This window comes from Aeromonas sp. S11(2024) (assembly GCF_041402345.1).
In the GTDB taxonomy this organism is placed as follows: Bacteria; Pseudomonadota; Gammaproteobacteria; order Enterobacterales; family Aeromonadaceae; genus Aeromonas; species Aeromonas veronii.
The window spans coordinates 72,696-87,918 of the sequence record NZ_JBGLRC010000011.1 but is presented as its reverse complement, the minus strand read 5'-3'; the positions used below and the strand labels follow the sequence as shown (position 1 = coordinate 87,918).

Sequence of the window (15,223 nt, the reverse complement as noted above, 5' to 3'; positions counted from 1 at the left end):
CCCATGCCATTCAAGGTCAAGATTTACCTCTTGCTGCTACTGGCCATTCTGGTCACCATCGGCACCGCCGGGCTCAGCGTGAATCACTTCATCAGTGGTTACATTCGCACTCAGGCCACCCACAACATCACCGAGCAGATCACCCTGGTCAAAGAGAAGCTGGCCAGCGACATCAATCAGAAAATCCTGTTGGCCGCCAACCTCAACTTCGGGGTGACCAACGTCAAGAAGACCCTGCAAGAGACCGGCTTTCACAACATCGTCAAGGTGATCGGCGACATGGCCTTCGACGTGAGCGGTGTCATCAACGACAGCGCCAAAGTCGATGCCCTGCGCAAGCTGATCCCTGCCGCCAACAACCAGATCACCGTCAGCCCGCTGCAACAGGTGGATGGCAAGCCGGTCATCACCATTCTGGTGCCGCGCGGTGCCGATTCCGCCTATCTCTACTACCTCGACATGAGCGAGTTCAAAAGCCTGCTGGAGAAGATGAGTGGCGATGGCCGCTACTTCTCGCTGGCCGACAGTCAGGGCAACAGCCTCTATGACAGCAAACCGCAGGGGGAGAGTGAAGCGCGCCCCAACCAGCTGGATATTCGCGGCAGCAGCTGGACCCTGACCGGCTACATCGATCTTGACTACATCCGGGCCATGACCAGGGCCCTCAACGGCCAGATCATCATGGCGCTGTTCGGTGTGGCGATCGTGGTGATGGTGCTGGCGATGCTGGCGCTCAATGTGGCCTATCGCCCCATCCTCTCGCTGCGGGATCTGGTGCTGGAGCTCTCCCGCGGCAGCGGCGATCTCACCCGCCGGCTGGCGGTGACCAGCAAGGATGATCTGGGCCAGATCTCGGCCGGGATCAACCGCTTTATCGAGCGGCTGCAGGAGATGATGGGGGAGGTGCGGCAGGCGAGCGGCCAGCTCAACAGTGGTATAGAAGGGCTGGCCAGCCAGACCGGTGCCGCCCAGTCTCTGCTGGCGGACCACGTGCGCGAGACCGAGCAGGTGGTGACCGCCATCAACGAGATGAGCCGCACCGCAGTCTCCGTCTCCGAGAGTGCGGCCAGCACCGCCCGGCTCACCGGCCAGAGCCAGCAACTGGCGAGTCAGTCCCGTCAGGTGGTGGATCAGGCGATGGCCAGCGTGATGGCGCTGGTGGACGAAGTGGAAGCCACTGCTCGATCCATTGAAGCGATGCAACAGGATGTGCAGCAGATTGGCTCTGTGCTGGGGGTGATCGGCAGCATTGCCGAACAGACCAACCTGCTGGCCCTCAACGCCGCCATCGAGGCGGCCCGCGCCGGTGAACAGGGGCGCGGTTTTGCGGTGGTGGCAGACGAGGTGCGTTCCCTCGCGGCCCGTACCCAGCAGAGCACGGCGGAGATCCAGACCATGCTGGCCAGTCTGCAGCGGGGCACCCGAACTGTGGTGGATGCCATGGGCAACACCAAGCAGAGCTGTCAGGGGGCTGCCGAGAACACTACCAGGGTCAACGAGTCGCTGGATCTGATGGCCGGAGAAGTGGTGGAGATCAACGATCTCATCAGCCATATCGCCACGGCGGCGGAGCAGCAGAGCGCGGTGGCCGAAGAGATCAATCGCAACATGAGCGCCATCGCTGAAGTGATCCGCCAGCTGACCCACAATGGCGAAGCGACGGTCGCCAGCTCTGCGGCGATGCAGCAGACCTACGACCGGCTACGGGAGATCGTGGGTCACTTCCGGCTGGAGTGAGGCCGGTGTTCAGCCAATAACAAAACAGGGCCATCCGGCCCTGTTGTTGTTTTCCTGTCTGCCTGAATCAACCGGCCTTGCGGCGCAGATAGACCCCGGCTTCCATGTGATGAGTCCAGGGGAACTGGTCAAACAGGGCGAAACGGGCGATTTCGTGGGTTTCGCCCAGCACGGCCATGTTGGCCTGCAGTGTCTCGGGGTTGCAGGAGATGTAGAGGATGTTGTCGTACTCCTGCACCAGCTTGACGGTAGCATCGTCGAGACCGGCGCGGGGCGGGTCGACGAAGATGGTGTTGCACTGGTAGCTCTTGAGGTCGACCCCCTTGAGGCGGTTGAACTCCCGCTCGCCACGCATCGCCATGGTGAACTCCTCGGCCGACATGCGCAGGATGATCAGGTTGTCGACGCCGTTGGCGGCGATGTTGAACTGGGCGGAGTCGACGCTCGGCTTGGCGATCTCGGTGGCCAGCACCTTGCGGAAGTTCTGCGCCAGCGCGATGGAGAAGTTGCCGTTGCCGCAATAGAGCTCCAGCAGGTCCCCTTCGCTCCCCTTGGTCACATCCAGCGTCCAGGCCAGCATCTGTTCGTTGATGGCGGCGTTGGGCTGGGTGAAGCTGTTCTCCACCTGTTTGTAGGTGAGCTGGCGACCCGCCACGTTGAGCTGTTCGATGACGAAGTCATCCCCCAGACAGATCTTCTGCTTGTGGGCGCGGCCAATCAGCTGCAGCTCGAACCCCTTGGTGCGTAGGTCGGCCTGCAGTGCTTCGGCGGCCTGTTGCCATTCGGCCTCCAGCTTGCGGTGATAGAGCAGGCTGACAATGATCTGGCCGGACTGGGTGGAGAGGTAGTCAATCTGGAACAGCTTGCGGCGCAGCACCGGGTGTGGGCGCAGCCCCTCCAGCAGCAGCGGCATCAACTGGTTGATGAGGCGGCTGGCGGTGGGGAAGTGGTCTATCTTGATGATCTCTTTGGTCGCCGGGGCATACATGCAGTGGAAGAGGTCATCCCCTTCGTGCCAGATGCGAAATTCGGCGCGCATCCGGTAGTACTCCGCCGGCGAGCTGTGCACTTCCAGCGCCGGGAGGGTGAAGCCGGCAAACAGCTCGGTGAGGCGAGCGCGCTTTTCGTCGAGTTGGGCCTGATAGTCGGCCGCGGTTCTAGGCGCCGGAGCGTTCGCGGAAGGCTGTTGGGATTGGGTCATAAATACCTCACATGCACACCGGCCGGGCCGGGTCGAAATCGGGGGAAGGCAACAGGCCACCCAAAGGGGCCCGATTTTAAAAGCCAGCCGCAGATTGTCCAGCATTTTGTGGTCAAGAAGTGTTCAGTCAGGCCGATAGCTGATCTACAGGCATGGTGGGAGGACACATTATGCAGATCGAAGGCGTGGGCGCCGCCCAACCCAAGGGAGTGGGTGTTTCTCCCAAATCGCCCCAACAGGCGGAGCAGAAACAGGTCAAGAGCGAGGAGGAGGTCTCCTTGCACAAGCCGCCCAAGTGGGCGCAGGTGCTGATCCAGCAGGCATTGCAGTTCTCGCTGGAGATCAATGGCCAGGGCTATCAGGCGCCGAAGGTGAAAGAGCCCGAGGAGATCACGCCGGAGACCCTGTTCGACTTCCAGTCGGTGGCTGACAACGTGCTGCAGTTTGTGACCGGACGGCTCGGCGCCGCACGGGCCGATGGCAAATCCGACGACGACCTGACCGGGATGATGGAGCAGGCCCGCAAGGGGGTCGACAAGGGCTTTGACGAGGCGAAGAAGCAGCTCGGTAAGTGGGCGACTGACAACGACGATATCAAAACCGGTATCGATCAGAGCTACAAGCTGATCCAGAAAGGGCTCGAGGAGTTCGAGAAGGAGTTCTTCGGCAAGGTCTCTCCGACCGACATGGGACAGGCCGAGATGGCCAGTCGCCAGCAGGGTTATCTGGAGATCCAGACCAAGGATGGCGACAAGGTGGTGCTGCGCTTCAACGATAGCTGGCAGACCAAGTCCCAGAGCAGCGAGAGCGGCAGCCAGTTCAGCCTCAAATCGAGCCAGAGCTTCAGCTTCTCGCTGGAGGGGGATCTCAACAGTGACGAGATGGAGTCCATCGGCAAGCTGGTCAAGGGGATCGACGAGCTGGCGGGGAACTTCTTCTCCGGCAACTTCGAGGATCTGCTGGACAAGGCGGGCGAGCTGAAACTGGATGACAGCCAGCTGGCCTCCTACTCCCTCAAGCTCAAGCAGAGCGTCAAGCTGAGCCAGACCTATCAGGGGGCCAGCTCCCTGCAGGATCTGATCAAGCCGTTTGCCGACTACCTGCCCAAGCTGGATCAGGTGCAGAAACAGGCGGATACCCTGCTGCCACCATCCCAGCAACAGGCGCTGACCCCGGCCGTGCTGGCCGCGAGAGGAGAAGAGGAACCGGCGCAGGTCGATCGCTTCACCAGCTTCAACCAGCGGATGCTGGAGGCGCTGCGGATGATCAACCAGTTCCAGCCCTCCACCGAGCCCGCCAGTAAGAACGCCTGAGCCACAGCGCGTAACGCAAGTAATGAGCTGCCGTTTGCCAGCCCTTCTCGGGGCTGGCAAACTGGCCTTTTCTCCAATCCGGTTGCCCCATGAACCCCAAGAAGCCAAGAGACAAGCGCGAGCTCTGCTACCCCTTTATCTTCGAAACCTCGTTCAAATGTGATTTTGAAATCGCCACCGACGAGCTCTGCTGTCAGGTCGGGGCTGTGCTGTCGCACCTTGCACCGGATGCCGATACCGAGCCCATGCTGGCGGATCTCGCGGCGTTGCAGCGGCTTATCTACAACCTCAACGGCTCGGTGCGCGGCAAGCTGGGGATCTTCGACGCAGATCTTGAGTGGCTCAAGGCCCGTTACGACCACTACAACGAGGCGAGTCGCGGCAGCGTCACCGGTTTCGTGCTGCCGCAGGGGCCGCAGCCCATCCCCACCCTCCATCTGTGCCGCTGTGGCAGCAAGAAGGTGGTGCGGCTGCTGGTCAGGCTGGAAGAGAGCGAGGTGGCCTTCGATCCCATTCTCTATCGCTTCGCCAACCTGCTGGCCAACTTCTTCTTCGTGCTCACCGTCTACCTCAAGCAGCGCTGGCAGGTGCCGGAAGTGCCCTACGTCAGCATCAACTACTGATGGCGGCAGGCAAGGGGCCAGACGTCATGGTGGATTGAATGGAATAAAAAACCGGAGCCTTGGGCTCCGGTTTTGTTTTTCAGCGCGTCAGTTGCCCGCTCAGCTGGAGATCAGCACCCGGGCCGAGTTGGCAGGGATGGTGAGCTGCACCTCGCCCTGCACCACTTCAAACTTCTCGCCGTTGAAGGCATCGGTGAAACGGCTGGCGGGGCTGGCGGTCTGCCACAGGGGCAGGCTGATGGTGCGCGGCTCGCTCGGATGGCGGTTGCAGGCCACTACCACCTGATCGCTTTGCAGGGTACGGGCGAACACATAGCTGTGGGGCCCGGCGTAGAGGGTCTGGATATCGCCACGGCGCAGGGAGGGGCGCTGGCGGCGGATCTGGATCAGCCGACGATAGTGGTCGTGCAGCACGTGATCCCAGTCTGTGGTATCCCACGGGAAGCAGCGGCGGCAGTCCGGATCGTTGCCGCCGGAGAGCCCCACTTCATCGCCGTAGTAGATGGAGGGCACGCCGATATAGGTGAGCAGCAGGGTGGCGGCCAGCTGCATCCGCTGTTTGTCCTCTCCCAGCAGATGGAGGAAGCGGGCGGTATCGTGGCTGTCCAGCAGGTTGAACTGTGCCAGCTGGTTCTTGAACGGGATGTGGGCCCGCGCCAGCTTGAGCCAGCGATCCAGCTCTTCGGCGCTGATCTTGATGGGGTGGTAGGCGATGTCCTTGCCAGCCAAGAAGGCGCGGATCGGGTGGGCGAAGCCATAGTAGTTCATGGCGCCATCCTCCTGATCCCCTTGCAGCCACTGGCTCGCCTCGAAGAAGTGTTCGCCGAGCACATAGGCGTCCGGGTTCTCCTGCTTCACTGCCCCGCGAATGGCGCGTACATGGCTGCGGTTGCCCTCGGCGGTGCCGCGCTCGCCCAGCATGTGGATGACGTCAAAGCGCCAGCCATCGATCTGGTAGGGGGCGCGCATCCAGTAACGGAGGATGGCGTCGTCGGCCCGATAGACGGCGTCTTGCACCTTCTCGCAGGAGAAGTCGAGCTTGGGCAGGCTGCGAATGCCCTTCCAGCTGACGTAATCCCCTTCTTTGTCAAAGGTGTAGAAGCTGCGCCACGGGGAGTCCGGGTTGCTCTGGGCCCCCAGTGGCGGGCAGAACCAGGGATGCTCGGTAGAGGTGTGGTTGACCACCGCATCGAGGATGATCTTCATGCCGCGCTGGTGCAGGTTGCGGGTCAGCTCGGCGAACTGCTCGTTGCTGCCGAGGTGGGCGTCCACCTTGAAGTAGTCCTGGGTGTCGTACTTGTGGTTACTCGGCGAATCGAAGATGGGGTTGAGGTAGAGCGCCGTCACCCCGAGAGATTGCAGATAGTGCAGCTTGGCATCGATGCCCGCCAGATCGCCGCCATAAAACTCGCAGGCGCCGTGGCCCTCTTCGTGGCGACTGACCGGCTCGCCCCACGCCTTGCTGATCACCGCCTTGCCGCGATATTCGTACTCGTGATGCTTGACGCTCAGCGACGGATCGCCGTTGCAGAAGCGGTCGGGGAAGATCTGGTAGAACACCTGATCCTGCACCCAGGCCGGTGGCTGGTGCAGGCTGTTGAAGCGAAAATGTTGCTCCCGTGGCGGCATGGACGCGCTGACGCCCGCCCCGTGCAGCCACCACTGCTCCTCGTCGGTGAGGCACTTGAAGCTGTAGAGGTGGATATCCTGTCCCTTGATGAGCGGCAGTGTCGCCTGCCACACCTGCAGTCGATCGCGGGTGGAGACCGCCGTCATCGGGATCAGGTACTCCTCGTTATCCGGCTCGTGGCGCAGCCACACCTCGCGGATCGGCGCATCCAGCTCGCTAAAGAGGGTCAATTGCAGTGCGTCGGCGCTCTCTTTGAACCAGGGCGCCACCTGGGGATGAAACAGAAACGGATGGGTCATGATGCTTATTGAGTCAGAAGATCGGCGAGGGCATTACCCTGTTCATGCAATGTTTCGAGCTGGCCTGCCAGCGACTTGGGATCCAGTCCCAACTGGTCGGCGAGCGGTTTGGGGAAGCGGGCGATGATGGCCTGGGCAGGCACGCCCGCGTTCCAGGCGAAGGAGATAAACACGGCGAGGCGGATCAGCACCGCCTCCTTGCTGACCGGATCGTGGGAGAGCGGGTCAAGCTGTTGGGAGATGGCATCGACGAAGGCCTCGGAGAGGTTCCAGCGCCGCGCCAGCTCGGCACCGAGCTGGGCATAGTCGTAGCCCAGCATCTCCCGCTGGGCCTCGACCCGGCTGCTGCCGTTCTGGATCGCCATGTTGATGAGCTCGGCCTCTTCCGGCAAGGTGCTCTGGATAAGCAGCTCGCCGATGTTGTGGATCAGGGCGCAGGTAAAGGCGGTCTCGGGATCCATCACCTTGGCCTCCTGCGCCAGGGTCTTGGCGATGGTGGCGACCTGGAAGGTCTCGGTCCAGAACTTGTTCTTGTCGAAGCTGGGCGGGGCCTTGAAGGTGCCGATGATGCCGGAGGCGACCACCACGGAGCGCAGCCGGTTGAAGCCGAGCCGGATCACCGCCTGTTCGATGGAGGTCACTTCGTTGCCCCGGCGCAGGGCGGCCGAGTTGGCCATCCGCAGCACCTTGACGCTGATCACCTGATCCATGGCGATCTTGGCCGCAATCTCGTCGATGCGGGCATTCTCGTCGTTAAAGCTCTGCATCAACTCGTGCAGCAGCTTGGGAATAGTGGGGAGTTGTTTGATCTTGTCAAACAGGCGATCCATCGACATGGCTGAGGCAGCCTCCGTTGCGAACTCTGCCTCATATTGTGCCACAGCCGGACAACATGTTCCTGTTTGTGATGCGGCTTTGTGAGCGCTAGAACACCCAGTCGCGCAAGGTGTATTCCAAACGGTGCTGTTTGCCCTGCAGGATCAGGTTCTGACTGGTGCCGCGCAGGGTCGCACCCTCGGTAAGGGTGGTCAGTACAGCCTGTTCGATAGTGTCGAGCGGTGGCATGCAGGCCATTTCGGTACTGCCCAGACTGGTGACCCACAGTTTGTCATCTTCCAGATGGCCCTGACCGAAGTAGCGGTTGCAACCGGCGATGCCGTTGACGGTGAAGTGCTCGCCGATCTCGAAATCGGGGGGATTGTCGCGGGGGGCCTTGATCGGTTCGCCATCCAGTTTGCTCAGTACCCAGTGGTGGTGTTGCAGATCTTGCTGAACAAAGGCGGTCGAGCTGCAGCCAGCGAGCAGTAACAGGGGGATCAGCAAAAAGGGCAATCTGGGCATGAGGGGGCTCCGGTTGGGGGAGCGTCAAGAATACCCTTTTTGGGCAGTCGGGAGCAGGGCGGGAGAGGGGACGACCGACCGCTTCTGTCGCCCCTTGTCCCGCACGACTGTCGCTTAATGGCAACACACGGGTGATGTTGCCATCGATTTACGCTATCTCAGGGCTCAGTTGGCGAACAGCCGCTCGGCATAACGGGCGAGACCGGCGGCCACCGAGCCGAAGTCATCGCCACCCTCAAGCGGGATGGACGGGAGCTTCTGGCGGATAAAGCTGGCGATCAGCGGCGAGCGGGCGCTACCACCGGTGACGAAGATGCGATCCGGCTGCACACCGGCGGCGGCAATCGCTTCGTCCATCAGCTCGCCAATTTTCTCCAGCAGCAGGGTCGATGCGTTAGCCAGCTGTTCGCGGGTCAGTTCGGCTTCCAGCCCTTTTTCCAGCTCGGCCAGCGACTGGCGATTGAGTTCCTGCTCCGAGAGGGCGATCTTGCCCTGCTCGGCACGCCACACCAGCTGGTGGCTCAGCTTGTGGGCCCGCAGGCTGGCCAGACGACCCAGCTTGCTGCCGGGTTGGCTGTCGAGCTGCAGGTCCTGCAGCTGGCGGGCGGTGTCGAGGCTGTAGAAGCGGCTCTGGGCGCTGACGTCGTTGATGGCGGCCGCATCCCAGAACAGCGGGTGGGGCAGCGGCTTGCCGGTCTTGAGGGTCTCGTGCATGCCGAGTAGCGGCATCATCCCCTCCACCGTCAGGCGGATGTCGAAGTCGTTGCCGCCGATCCGCTGGCCGCTGTGGCCGAGCAGATCGCCGCTGCGATCCAGCTGATCGCGGTAGCTGGGACCCATCCGCAGCATGGAGCAGTCTGTGGTACCGCCGCCGATATCCACCACCAGCACCACGGCGTCTTCGGTGAGGCGCGCCTCGAATTCAAACCCGGCGGCCACCGGCTCGTAGAGGAACTCCACCTGCTCGAAACCGGCCAGACGGGCTGCCTCGGTCAGGATGGCGATAGCTTGCTGGTTGCTCTCTTCCCCCGCCAGACCCTGGAAGTTGACCGGTCGGCCGATCACCGCCTGGCGGATCGGGGCGCCGAGTTGCTGCTCCGCCTGCTGGCGAACGTGGAGCATCATGGCGCAGACGATGTCTTCAAACAGGGCGATCTGGGGGGCCTTGAGGCCATAGGCACCGAGGAAGGATTTCGGCGATTTGATGTAGTAGCCGTCGTCCGGCTCTTCCAGATAGCGCTCCAGTGCAGCGCCGCCAAAGCTCAGCTCGTCGATCAGTCCCTCTTCGCGCATCTGGCGGCGAACCATCTGGGCACGGGTGACCACGGGGCCACGCAGCTTGAGGTACTCCGCCTGCTGGGCGGGGGCCAGCCCTTCGGCCAGCAGACCGGCGATAGCATCCCGGTGAGGGGCATGCAGGGTGGAGGGGAGATAGCGGGATGCGCCAAGATTCAGCAGCCTGGGGCTACCTTGTTCCATCACGGCCACGGCACAGTTGGAGGTGCCGTAATCAAATCCGATAAACATGGGCGCCAGACTCCTGAATAAAAAAGGGGGGCTAGCCTACCCGAAGGCGCCGGGTCTCACAACCCGGCGCGTGACGAAGAGAGGGCGAGCCCTTATTCCACTTCGTTGTCGCAGCGGCCCTGGCTCTCGATGGCGCGGATATTGCCGAGGGTGGTATCGGCGATGGCGTGCAGTGCCTCGCGGGTCAGGAACGCCTGATGGCCGGTGAACAGCACGTTGTGGCAGGCAGACAGGCGGCGGAACACGTCATCGGTGATCACCTCGTTGGACTTGTCGGAGAAGAAGAGATCCTCTTCCTCTTCGTAGACATCCAGCCCCAGCGCGCCGATACGGGAGGTCTTGAGCGCCTCGATGGCGGCGTTGGAGTCGAGCAGGCCGCCCCGGCTGGTGTTGATGATCATCACCCCGTCCTTCATCTTGGCGAATGCCTCCTTGTTCAACAGGTGGTAGTTCTCTTTGAACAGTGGGCAGTGCAGGCTGATGATGTCGGATTGGCGGAACAGGGTATCGAGATCCACGTACTCGGCTCCCAGCTCGATGGCTGCCGGATTCTGGTAAGGGTCGTTGACCAGCAGGCGAACCCCGAACCCCTTGAGGATACGCAGGGCGGCCAGACCGATCTTGCCGGTACCGATGACGCCAACGGTCTTGCCATGCATGTTGAAGCCGACCAGCCCTTCCAGCGAGAAGTTGGCGTCGCGGGTGCGCTGATAAGCCTTATGGATGCGGCGGTTGAGGCACATCATCATGCCGACAGCATGCTCGGCGGTCGCCTCGGGGGAGTAGGCGGGCACCCGCACCACTTTCAGCCCCAGCTCTTTGGCTGCGGCCAGATCCACGTTGTTGTAACCGGCGCAGCGCAGGGCAATCACCTGGGTGCCGTTGGCAGCCAGTTCGGTCAATACCTCGCGGTCGGCATCGTCATTGACGAACAGACACACCACCGGGAAGCCGTGAGCCAGTCGGGCCGTTTTGGCCTCCAGCCGCACATCGAAAAACTCCAGGTCGAAGCCGTACTGGCTGTTGGCCTGGTTGAAATGCTCTTTGTCATAGCTCTTGGTACTGAATACGGCGACTTTCATGGTATGTGCTCCGCAGCGTGTGTGTCGTCAAATTACAACAAAATGGGTCAGCTATCACCGGACAAACCGGCTGGTTATTGTCCCCACGGCATAATGGGAACGGCGCTGACTGCACTCTTGTACGAACCATCCACCAGTTTGGTGCTGTAGGTCAGGTAAACCAGTGCATTGCGTTTCTTGTCGTAAAAACGCACCACTTTCTGCTCCTTGAACACCAGTGAAGTGCTGACATCGAACACCTCTTCCCCCGCTTTCAGCTTTTCGGGCAGGGTGATGGGGCCAATCTGGTGGCACGACAGGGAGGCGTGGGAGGGATCTTCCGCCAGTCCCAGCCCGCCTTTGACGCCACCCGTCTTGGGGCGCGCCAGATAGCAGGCGACGCCGTCGATGCGCGGGTCGTCGAACGCCTCCACCAGGATCTTGTGGTTGGGGCCAAACAGCTTGAAGGCAGTGCTCACTTCACCGACCGGGTCGGCCTTGTCGGCCAGCGCCGGGCCGGCAAACAGGGCCCCCAGCAGCAGGGGCAGGGCGCGGTGCAGGGCATTATGTCGCGTGTGGTTATGTGTCATGGTCTCTCCTGTTGGCCCGGCATTCCTCAATAGGGAATGCCCAGGCGACGATAGAGGCTGGCAAGCACCCAGGCGGGGCCTATCAGCAGAAATTGCAGGTCGGCGAGGAAGGAGGGGCGTTTGCCCTCGATCTTGTGGCCGACAAACTGGGCTATCCAGAGAATCACGAACGCTGCCACGGCGGGCCACAGCAGCGGCCCCTGCCACTGGTGGCAGATCCACAGTCCCAGCGCGGTCAGCCCGGCCATCCCCGCGAACAGCGAAAACGACAGCTGCAGATAGAACAGCAGCACCGGAATGGCCGCCACTGCCGCCCAGTTGAGGAGCTCTGGCAAGGGCCCGTGTGGCAGACACCAGAGCAGCGCCAGCGAGCAGAGATAGATGCCCGGCACCGCCAGCTTGTGGATGGCGACGTTGACCGGATGGCGATGGCTCTGGCCATACTCCGCAAACCACTCCTGGATTCCTTTCATAGCACCTCCCTGGCGCACTGTGTTCTCGCTGCCTGACCTTCGTGGTCAGGCGCTCGGGATGCTTATCCCTGCGGTGGATACTCCCAATATTGGGCCGGAATGGATTTTAGCAACGGGGTCATATCCGGATTGGGCAGGGCGATGGTGACCCGCTGATCGAGGTTGGCGCTGGCGAGCGCTTCGCGGATCTTGGGGTTGTCATTGAAGAACTTCATAAAGCTGCCATCGGCATAGGCCCGCTCCAGCCCGGTCTGAATCGCCTTGGCCAGCTTGGGGTATTCGGGGCTGACGAAGAAGAACTGGGCGAAGGGGTAGCGGATCAGCAGATGCTGCTCGATAGCGAGGTTGGGATACTGCGCCACCAGCTCGCTGCGCTCGGCGAAGATCTCCACCAGGGCGCGCGGGAAGAAGTCGATCTTGTCGCCGTCGTTGATAAGGCGAAACAGGCTGCTGTATCGGCCGGAGAAGGTCGGGATGCCCGCATTTTCCAGAATTTTGTTATCGGCCCAACCGACCCCTTGCGCCGCCTTCAGCTGTTTGAGGTCGGCCAGGTTATTGATCTGGTTGAACTTCTCCTGAGCATCCGCGTGGATGAAGGACAGCCGCAATCCTTCCAGCCCGCGAAACAGCGGAATGGGGACGGCAATCAGGGAAGATTCGAGTGCGCTGGAGGTGCCCATCCAGAAGACGTTGATGGTCTTGCCCTTGCTCAGCTGCTGCTGGAGGGTGAACTGGTTGAGGTCGAGTTCGACAGGCTGGATGCGAAAGGGTTGCCCGGAGCGGGTCAGGGCCAGTTCCAGCAGCTTGTACTGGTACTCCTGGTCAAGATTGTTGACGGGACGGCTGGGGACCTTGACCGTCAGAACCTGTGCTTGTGCCAGCAGTGGCAGGCACAAACACAGCTTGATGAGCCATTTCACTCTCTGTTCTCCTGTAGATTCCGGAAGGTGTCCGGAGTCTAACAGAACTTGTCACCATCTTGCTGCGAGGCGTTATGCAAGGTTTGAGCGCGGGCCCTGCCTTGCTGGCGTCTGTTGCACCAGAATGGTGACGGTTCTTCGAAGAATCAGGCGACGCGACGGAACACGTGGGTATCGTTAAATTCCTTGGTGCTCTGGCATTCGACGCAGAAACGGGATTCCGGACGGGCATGCAGCCGCTTGAGGGAGATCTCGTCACCGCAAGATTCGCAGTAACCGAAATCCCCTTCGCTGATGCGCTTCAATGCGCCCCGCAGCTTGCGCAGGTGCAGCTTGTCGTGCTCGATGCGGTTCAGCTCCAGACGGCGGGCTTCCTCGATACTGGCACGGTCAATTTCATCAGCCATCTCGTTGGTGTCGGTGGCGATGGCCTGGCTGGCCTGGGAGTTCAGGCGCTCTTCGAGCTCGACGATCTGTCGCTCGATCTGCCCCTTGTAAAAGGCCAGTTGGTCTTCAGTCATGAAATCACACATACGATTAACTACCAGTCAGTTTACTAACCCAATTATCCCTGTTTATGGGGGCTGTCTGCCTACAGACCAAGCCCTTGTATCCCGATTTGCACCTGTTTCATGCAAGAGAGTGCAAATCAGGGCGGGCCTTGTACCAAAAAAATGCAGCCAAGCAAAGCAAATAGGATAAGGATTGTGCGCCCTTGCAAAAAAATGGTCCGTTCCTGCGGGGGATTGGTCGGGATCTGGCGCCTGCTTCACCCTCTGTTGGCATCGCCTTTGCAGCGATGAGAAGGGTGGGCTTCGTACGGATTTGAGTGTTTAGTATTTGGTGCCGCCTTGGTCATTATATGCGCCGTTATTTATAGTTTTTTAAACACGCCTGCTTGACATTGTCCTTGATGGCGGGCTTTTATGGTGATGTTGATTACAATTTTATAACAAGGGTGTTCCATATATTAGACACCCTTGCCAATGGCAACCGTAAAGTCGGGGTTTAACATGGACAGTATCAAAGGCTGGATGGAGAGCAATCGCATCACGGAAGTGGAGTGCCTGTTCCCGGATTTCACCGGCAACGCCCGGGGCAAGATCATCCCAGCCAACAAGTTTTTGCGCGAAGGGGGCATGCGTCTGCCCGAGGTGATTTTCACCCAGACAGTGACCGGCGAATATCCGGATGACGACAGCATGATCGACCCGCTGGAGCGGGACATGCAGCTCTATCCCGACCCCAACACCATCCGTTTTGTCCCCTGGGCGCTGGAGCCCACTGCACAGGTGATCCACGACTGTTTCGACGTCAACGGCAAGCTGATCGACATCGCGCCGCGCTCCGTGCTGCGTCGGGTTCTGTCATTTTACGAGAAGCAGGGCTGGAAACCGGTAGTGGCGCCCGAGCTGGAATTCTATCTGGTCACCCGTAACGAAGACCCCGATTATCCGCTGGTGCCGCCGGTGGGTCGCAACGGCCGCCCGGAGACCGCCCGCCAGTCGTTCAGCATCGATGCGGTCAACGAGTTCGACCCCATATTTGAAGACATGTATGACTACTGCGAGGCGCAGGAGCTGGAGGTGGATACCCTGATCCACGAGTCGGGCGCCGCCCAGATGGAGATCAACTTCCTGCATGGTGATGCCATCGATCTGGCGGATCAGGTGTTCCTGTTCAAGCGCACCATGCGTGAAGCCGCTCACCGCCACGGCATCTATGCCACCTTTATGGCCAAGCCGATGAGCGACGAACCGGGGTCGGCCATGCACATCCACCAGAGTCTGGAAGATGTGAACGGCCACAACCTGTTCGGTACCGCGAGCGGCGGCAACAGCGAACAGTTCATGCACTTTATCGCCGGTCTGCAGAAATACACCCCGGCGGTGACCGCCCTGCTGGCCCCCAACGTCAACTCCTATCGCCGCCTCACCTTTGGCGAGAGCGCGCCGCGCAACGTCCAGTGGGGCGTAGAGAACCGCACCTGCGGCCTGCGGGTGCCCTTCTCCGACCCGAGCGCGCGGCGGGTGGAAAACCGTTTCGCCGGTGCCGATGCCAACCCCTATCTGGCGCTGGCCGCCACTCTGGCCTGTGGCTATCTCGGCATGATGGAGAAGCTGGAGCCGCTGCCGGAGATGAAGTCGAGCGCCTATGACCTGCCCTACAGCCTGCCCCGCTCGCTGGAGGAGGCACTCAGCCATCTCGAACAGTGCGAGCCCATCAAGGAGATGCTGGGTGAGCGCTTCACCCGCGCCTTCGTCGCGGTCAAACGCAAAGAGTACGAGACCTACTTCGGGGTGATCAGTCGCTGGGAGCGGGAGTTCCTGCTGCTGAACGTCTGATCCCTCTGTAACGGGGAGGCCGGAGTCGGCCTCCCCGGTCCCTGTATCGAAGAGACCTAAACGCGAGTCAGGTGGCGGCAGCCACCTGTGAGTGGTTGTGGCTGCGAGCATGCAAGCCTGCCTGACTACCCACCTGACTGTTTGACGACTGAATCTTGCTAAA

General features: G+C 61.1%; 14 protein-coding genes. 4 read left to right on the top strand and 10 right to left on the bottom strand.

Annotation, left to right across the window (positions count from 1 at the left end; translation table 11 throughout):
• Positions 1–3: 3 nt before the first annotated feature.
• Positions 4–1,737: a methyl-accepting chemotaxis protein gene (locus tag ACB040_RS11450; RefSeq protein WP_371154802.1), complete on the top strand. Its 1,734-nt coding sequence runs from the start codon at positions 4–6 to the stop codon at positions 1,735–1,737.
• Between the two features lie 67 nt (positions 1,738–1,804).
• Here ACB040_RS11450 and trmA read toward each other — a convergent pair whose 3' ends face one another.
• Positions 1,805–2,938, bottom strand: a complete 1,134-nt coding sequence (gene trmA, locus ACB040_RS11445; protein WP_371154804.1) for a tRNA (uridine(54)-C5)-methyltransferase TrmA — start codon at positions 2,936–2,938, stop codon at positions 1,805–1,807.
• A 170-nt stretch (positions 2,939–3,108) separates the two neighbouring features.
• On the opposite strand from trmA, the gene ACB040_RS11440 reads away from it, so the two are divergent.
• Both ACB040_RS11440 and ACB040_RS11435 read left to right on the top strand, forming a co-directional pair.
• Positions 3,109–4,251: a DUF5610 domain-containing protein gene (locus tag ACB040_RS11440; protein ID WP_368176430.1), complete on the top strand. Its 1,143-nt coding sequence runs from the start codon at positions 3,109–3,111 to the stop codon at positions 4,249–4,251.
• A gap of 89 nt (positions 4,252–4,340) precedes the next feature.
• Positions 4,341–4,874, top strand: coding sequence for a cobalamin adenosyltransferase (locus ACB040_RS11435; protein ID WP_058059398.1), 534 nt, complete (start codon positions 4,341–4,343; stop codon positions 4,872–4,874).
• A gap of 99 nt (positions 4,875–4,973) precedes the next feature.
• Here the strand turns inward: ACB040_RS11435 and malZ are convergent, their stop codons facing one another.
• From malZ to ACB040_RS11390, 9 genes are all read right to left on the bottom strand, one after another.
• Positions 4,974–6,803: a maltodextrin glucosidase gene (gene malZ, locus ACB040_RS11430; RefSeq protein ID WP_005355500.1), complete on the bottom strand. Its 1,830-nt coding sequence runs from the start codon at positions 6,801–6,803 to the stop codon at positions 4,974–4,976.
• Between the two features lie 5 nt (positions 6,804–6,808).
• Complete coding sequence (locus ACB040_RS11425; RefSeq protein WP_005355498.1) at positions 6,809–7,639, bottom strand: HDOD domain-containing protein; 831 nt, start codon at positions 7,637–7,639, stop codon at positions 6,809–6,811.
• A gap of 88 nt (positions 7,640–7,727) precedes the next feature.
• Positions 7,728–8,144 carry an META domain-containing protein gene (locus ACB040_RS11420; protein ID WP_371154807.1) on the bottom strand — a complete coding sequence of 139 codons (417 nt, stop codon included), beginning with the start codon at positions 8,142–8,144 and terminating at the stop codon, positions 7,728–7,730.
• Positions 8,145–8,309: 165 nt separating this feature from the next.
• Entirely contained in the window at positions 8,310–9,671 is a 1,362-nt protein-coding gene (gene yegD, locus ACB040_RS11415; RefSeq protein WP_118854446.1) for a molecular chaperone, read from the bottom strand.
• Between the two features lie 92 nt (positions 9,672–9,763).
• Positions 9,764–10,753 carry a 2-hydroxyacid dehydrogenase gene (locus tag ACB040_RS11410; RefSeq protein WP_005340720.1) on the bottom strand — a complete coding sequence of 330 codons (990 nt, stop codon included), beginning with the start codon at positions 10,751–10,753 and terminating at the stop codon, positions 9,764–9,766.
• Positions 10,754–10,827: 74 nt separating this feature from the next.
• The gene (locus ACB040_RS11405; RefSeq protein ID WP_075113741.1) at positions 10,828–11,322 is read right to left on the bottom strand and encodes a CreA family protein; all 495 of its coding nucleotides are present in this window, start codon (positions 11,320–11,322) and stop codon (positions 10,828–10,830) included.
• A 26-nt stretch (positions 11,323–11,348) separates the two neighbouring features.
• Entirely contained in the window at positions 11,349–11,795 is a 447-nt protein-coding gene (locus tag ACB040_RS11400) for a DUF962 domain-containing protein (RefSeq protein ID WP_103250830.1), read from the bottom strand.
• A gap of 62 nt (positions 11,796–11,857) precedes the next feature.
• Positions 11,858–12,715, bottom strand: coding sequence for a hypothetical protein (locus tag ACB040_RS11395; RefSeq protein ID WP_103250829.1), 858 nt, complete (start codon positions 12,713–12,715; stop codon positions 11,858–11,860).
• A gap of 146 nt (positions 12,716–12,861) precedes the next feature.
• Positions 12,862–13,248, bottom strand: coding sequence for a TraR/DksA C4-type zinc finger protein (locus ACB040_RS11390; protein WP_005356952.1), 387 nt, complete (start codon positions 13,246–13,248; stop codon positions 12,862–12,864).
• A 480-nt stretch (positions 13,249–13,728) separates the two neighbouring features.
• On the opposite strand from ACB040_RS11390, the gene ACB040_RS11385 reads away from it, so the two are divergent.
• Positions 13,729–15,060: a glutamine synthetase family protein gene (locus ACB040_RS11385; protein ID WP_111900449.1), complete on the top strand. Its 1,332-nt coding sequence runs from the start codon at positions 13,729–13,731 to the stop codon at positions 15,058–15,060.
• The last annotated feature ends 163 nt before the right edge of the window (positions 15,061–15,223 follow it).

Coding starts and splice junctions, on each gene's coding strand:
- ACB040_RS11410 (WP_005340720.1), bottom strand. CDS start 10,753: ATGAAAGTCGCCGTATTCAGTACCAAGAGCTATGACAAAGAGCATTTC.
- ACB040_RS11390 (WP_005356952.1), bottom strand. CDS start 13,248: ATGTGTGATTTCATGACTGAAGACCAACTGGCCTTTTACAAGGGGCAG.
- ACB040_RS11400 (WP_103250830.1), bottom strand. CDS start 11,795: ATGAAAGGAATCCAGGAGTGGTTTGCGGAGTATGGCCAGAGCCATCGC.
- malZ (WP_005355500.1), bottom strand. CDS start 6,803: ATGACCCATCCGTTTCTGTTTCATCCCCAGGTGGCGCCCTGGTTCAAA.
- ACB040_RS11440 (WP_368176430.1), top strand. CDS start 3,109: ATGCAGATCGAAGGCGTGGGCGCCGCCCAACCCAAGGGAGTGGGTGTT.
- ACB040_RS11435 (WP_058059398.1), top strand. CDS start 4,341: ATGAACCCCAAGAAGCCAAGAGACAAGCGCGAGCTCTGCTACCCCTTT.
- ACB040_RS11450 (WP_371154802.1), top strand. CDS start 4: ATGCCATTCAAGGTCAAGATTTACCTCTTGCTGCTACTGGCCATTCTG.
- trmA (WP_371154804.1), bottom strand. CDS start 2,938: ATGACCCAATCCCAACAGCCTTCCGCGAACGCTCCGGCGCCTAGAACC.
- ACB040_RS11405 (WP_075113741.1), bottom strand. CDS start 11,322: ATGACACATAACCACACGCGACATAATGCCCTGCACCGCGCCCTGCCC.
- ACB040_RS11425 (WP_005355498.1), bottom strand. CDS start 7,639: ATGTCGATGGATCGCCTGTTTGACAAGATCAAACAACTCCCCACTATT.
- ACB040_RS11420 (WP_371154807.1), bottom strand. CDS start 8,144: ATGCCCAGATTGCCCTTTTTGCTGATCCCCCTGTTACTGCTCGCTGGC.
- ACB040_RS11385 (WP_111900449.1), top strand. CDS start 13,729: ATGGACAGTATCAAAGGCTGGATGGAGAGCAATCGCATCACGGAAGTG.
- yegD (WP_118854446.1), bottom strand. CDS start 9,671: ATGTTTATCGGATTTGATTACGGCACCTCCAACTGTGCCGTGGCCGTG.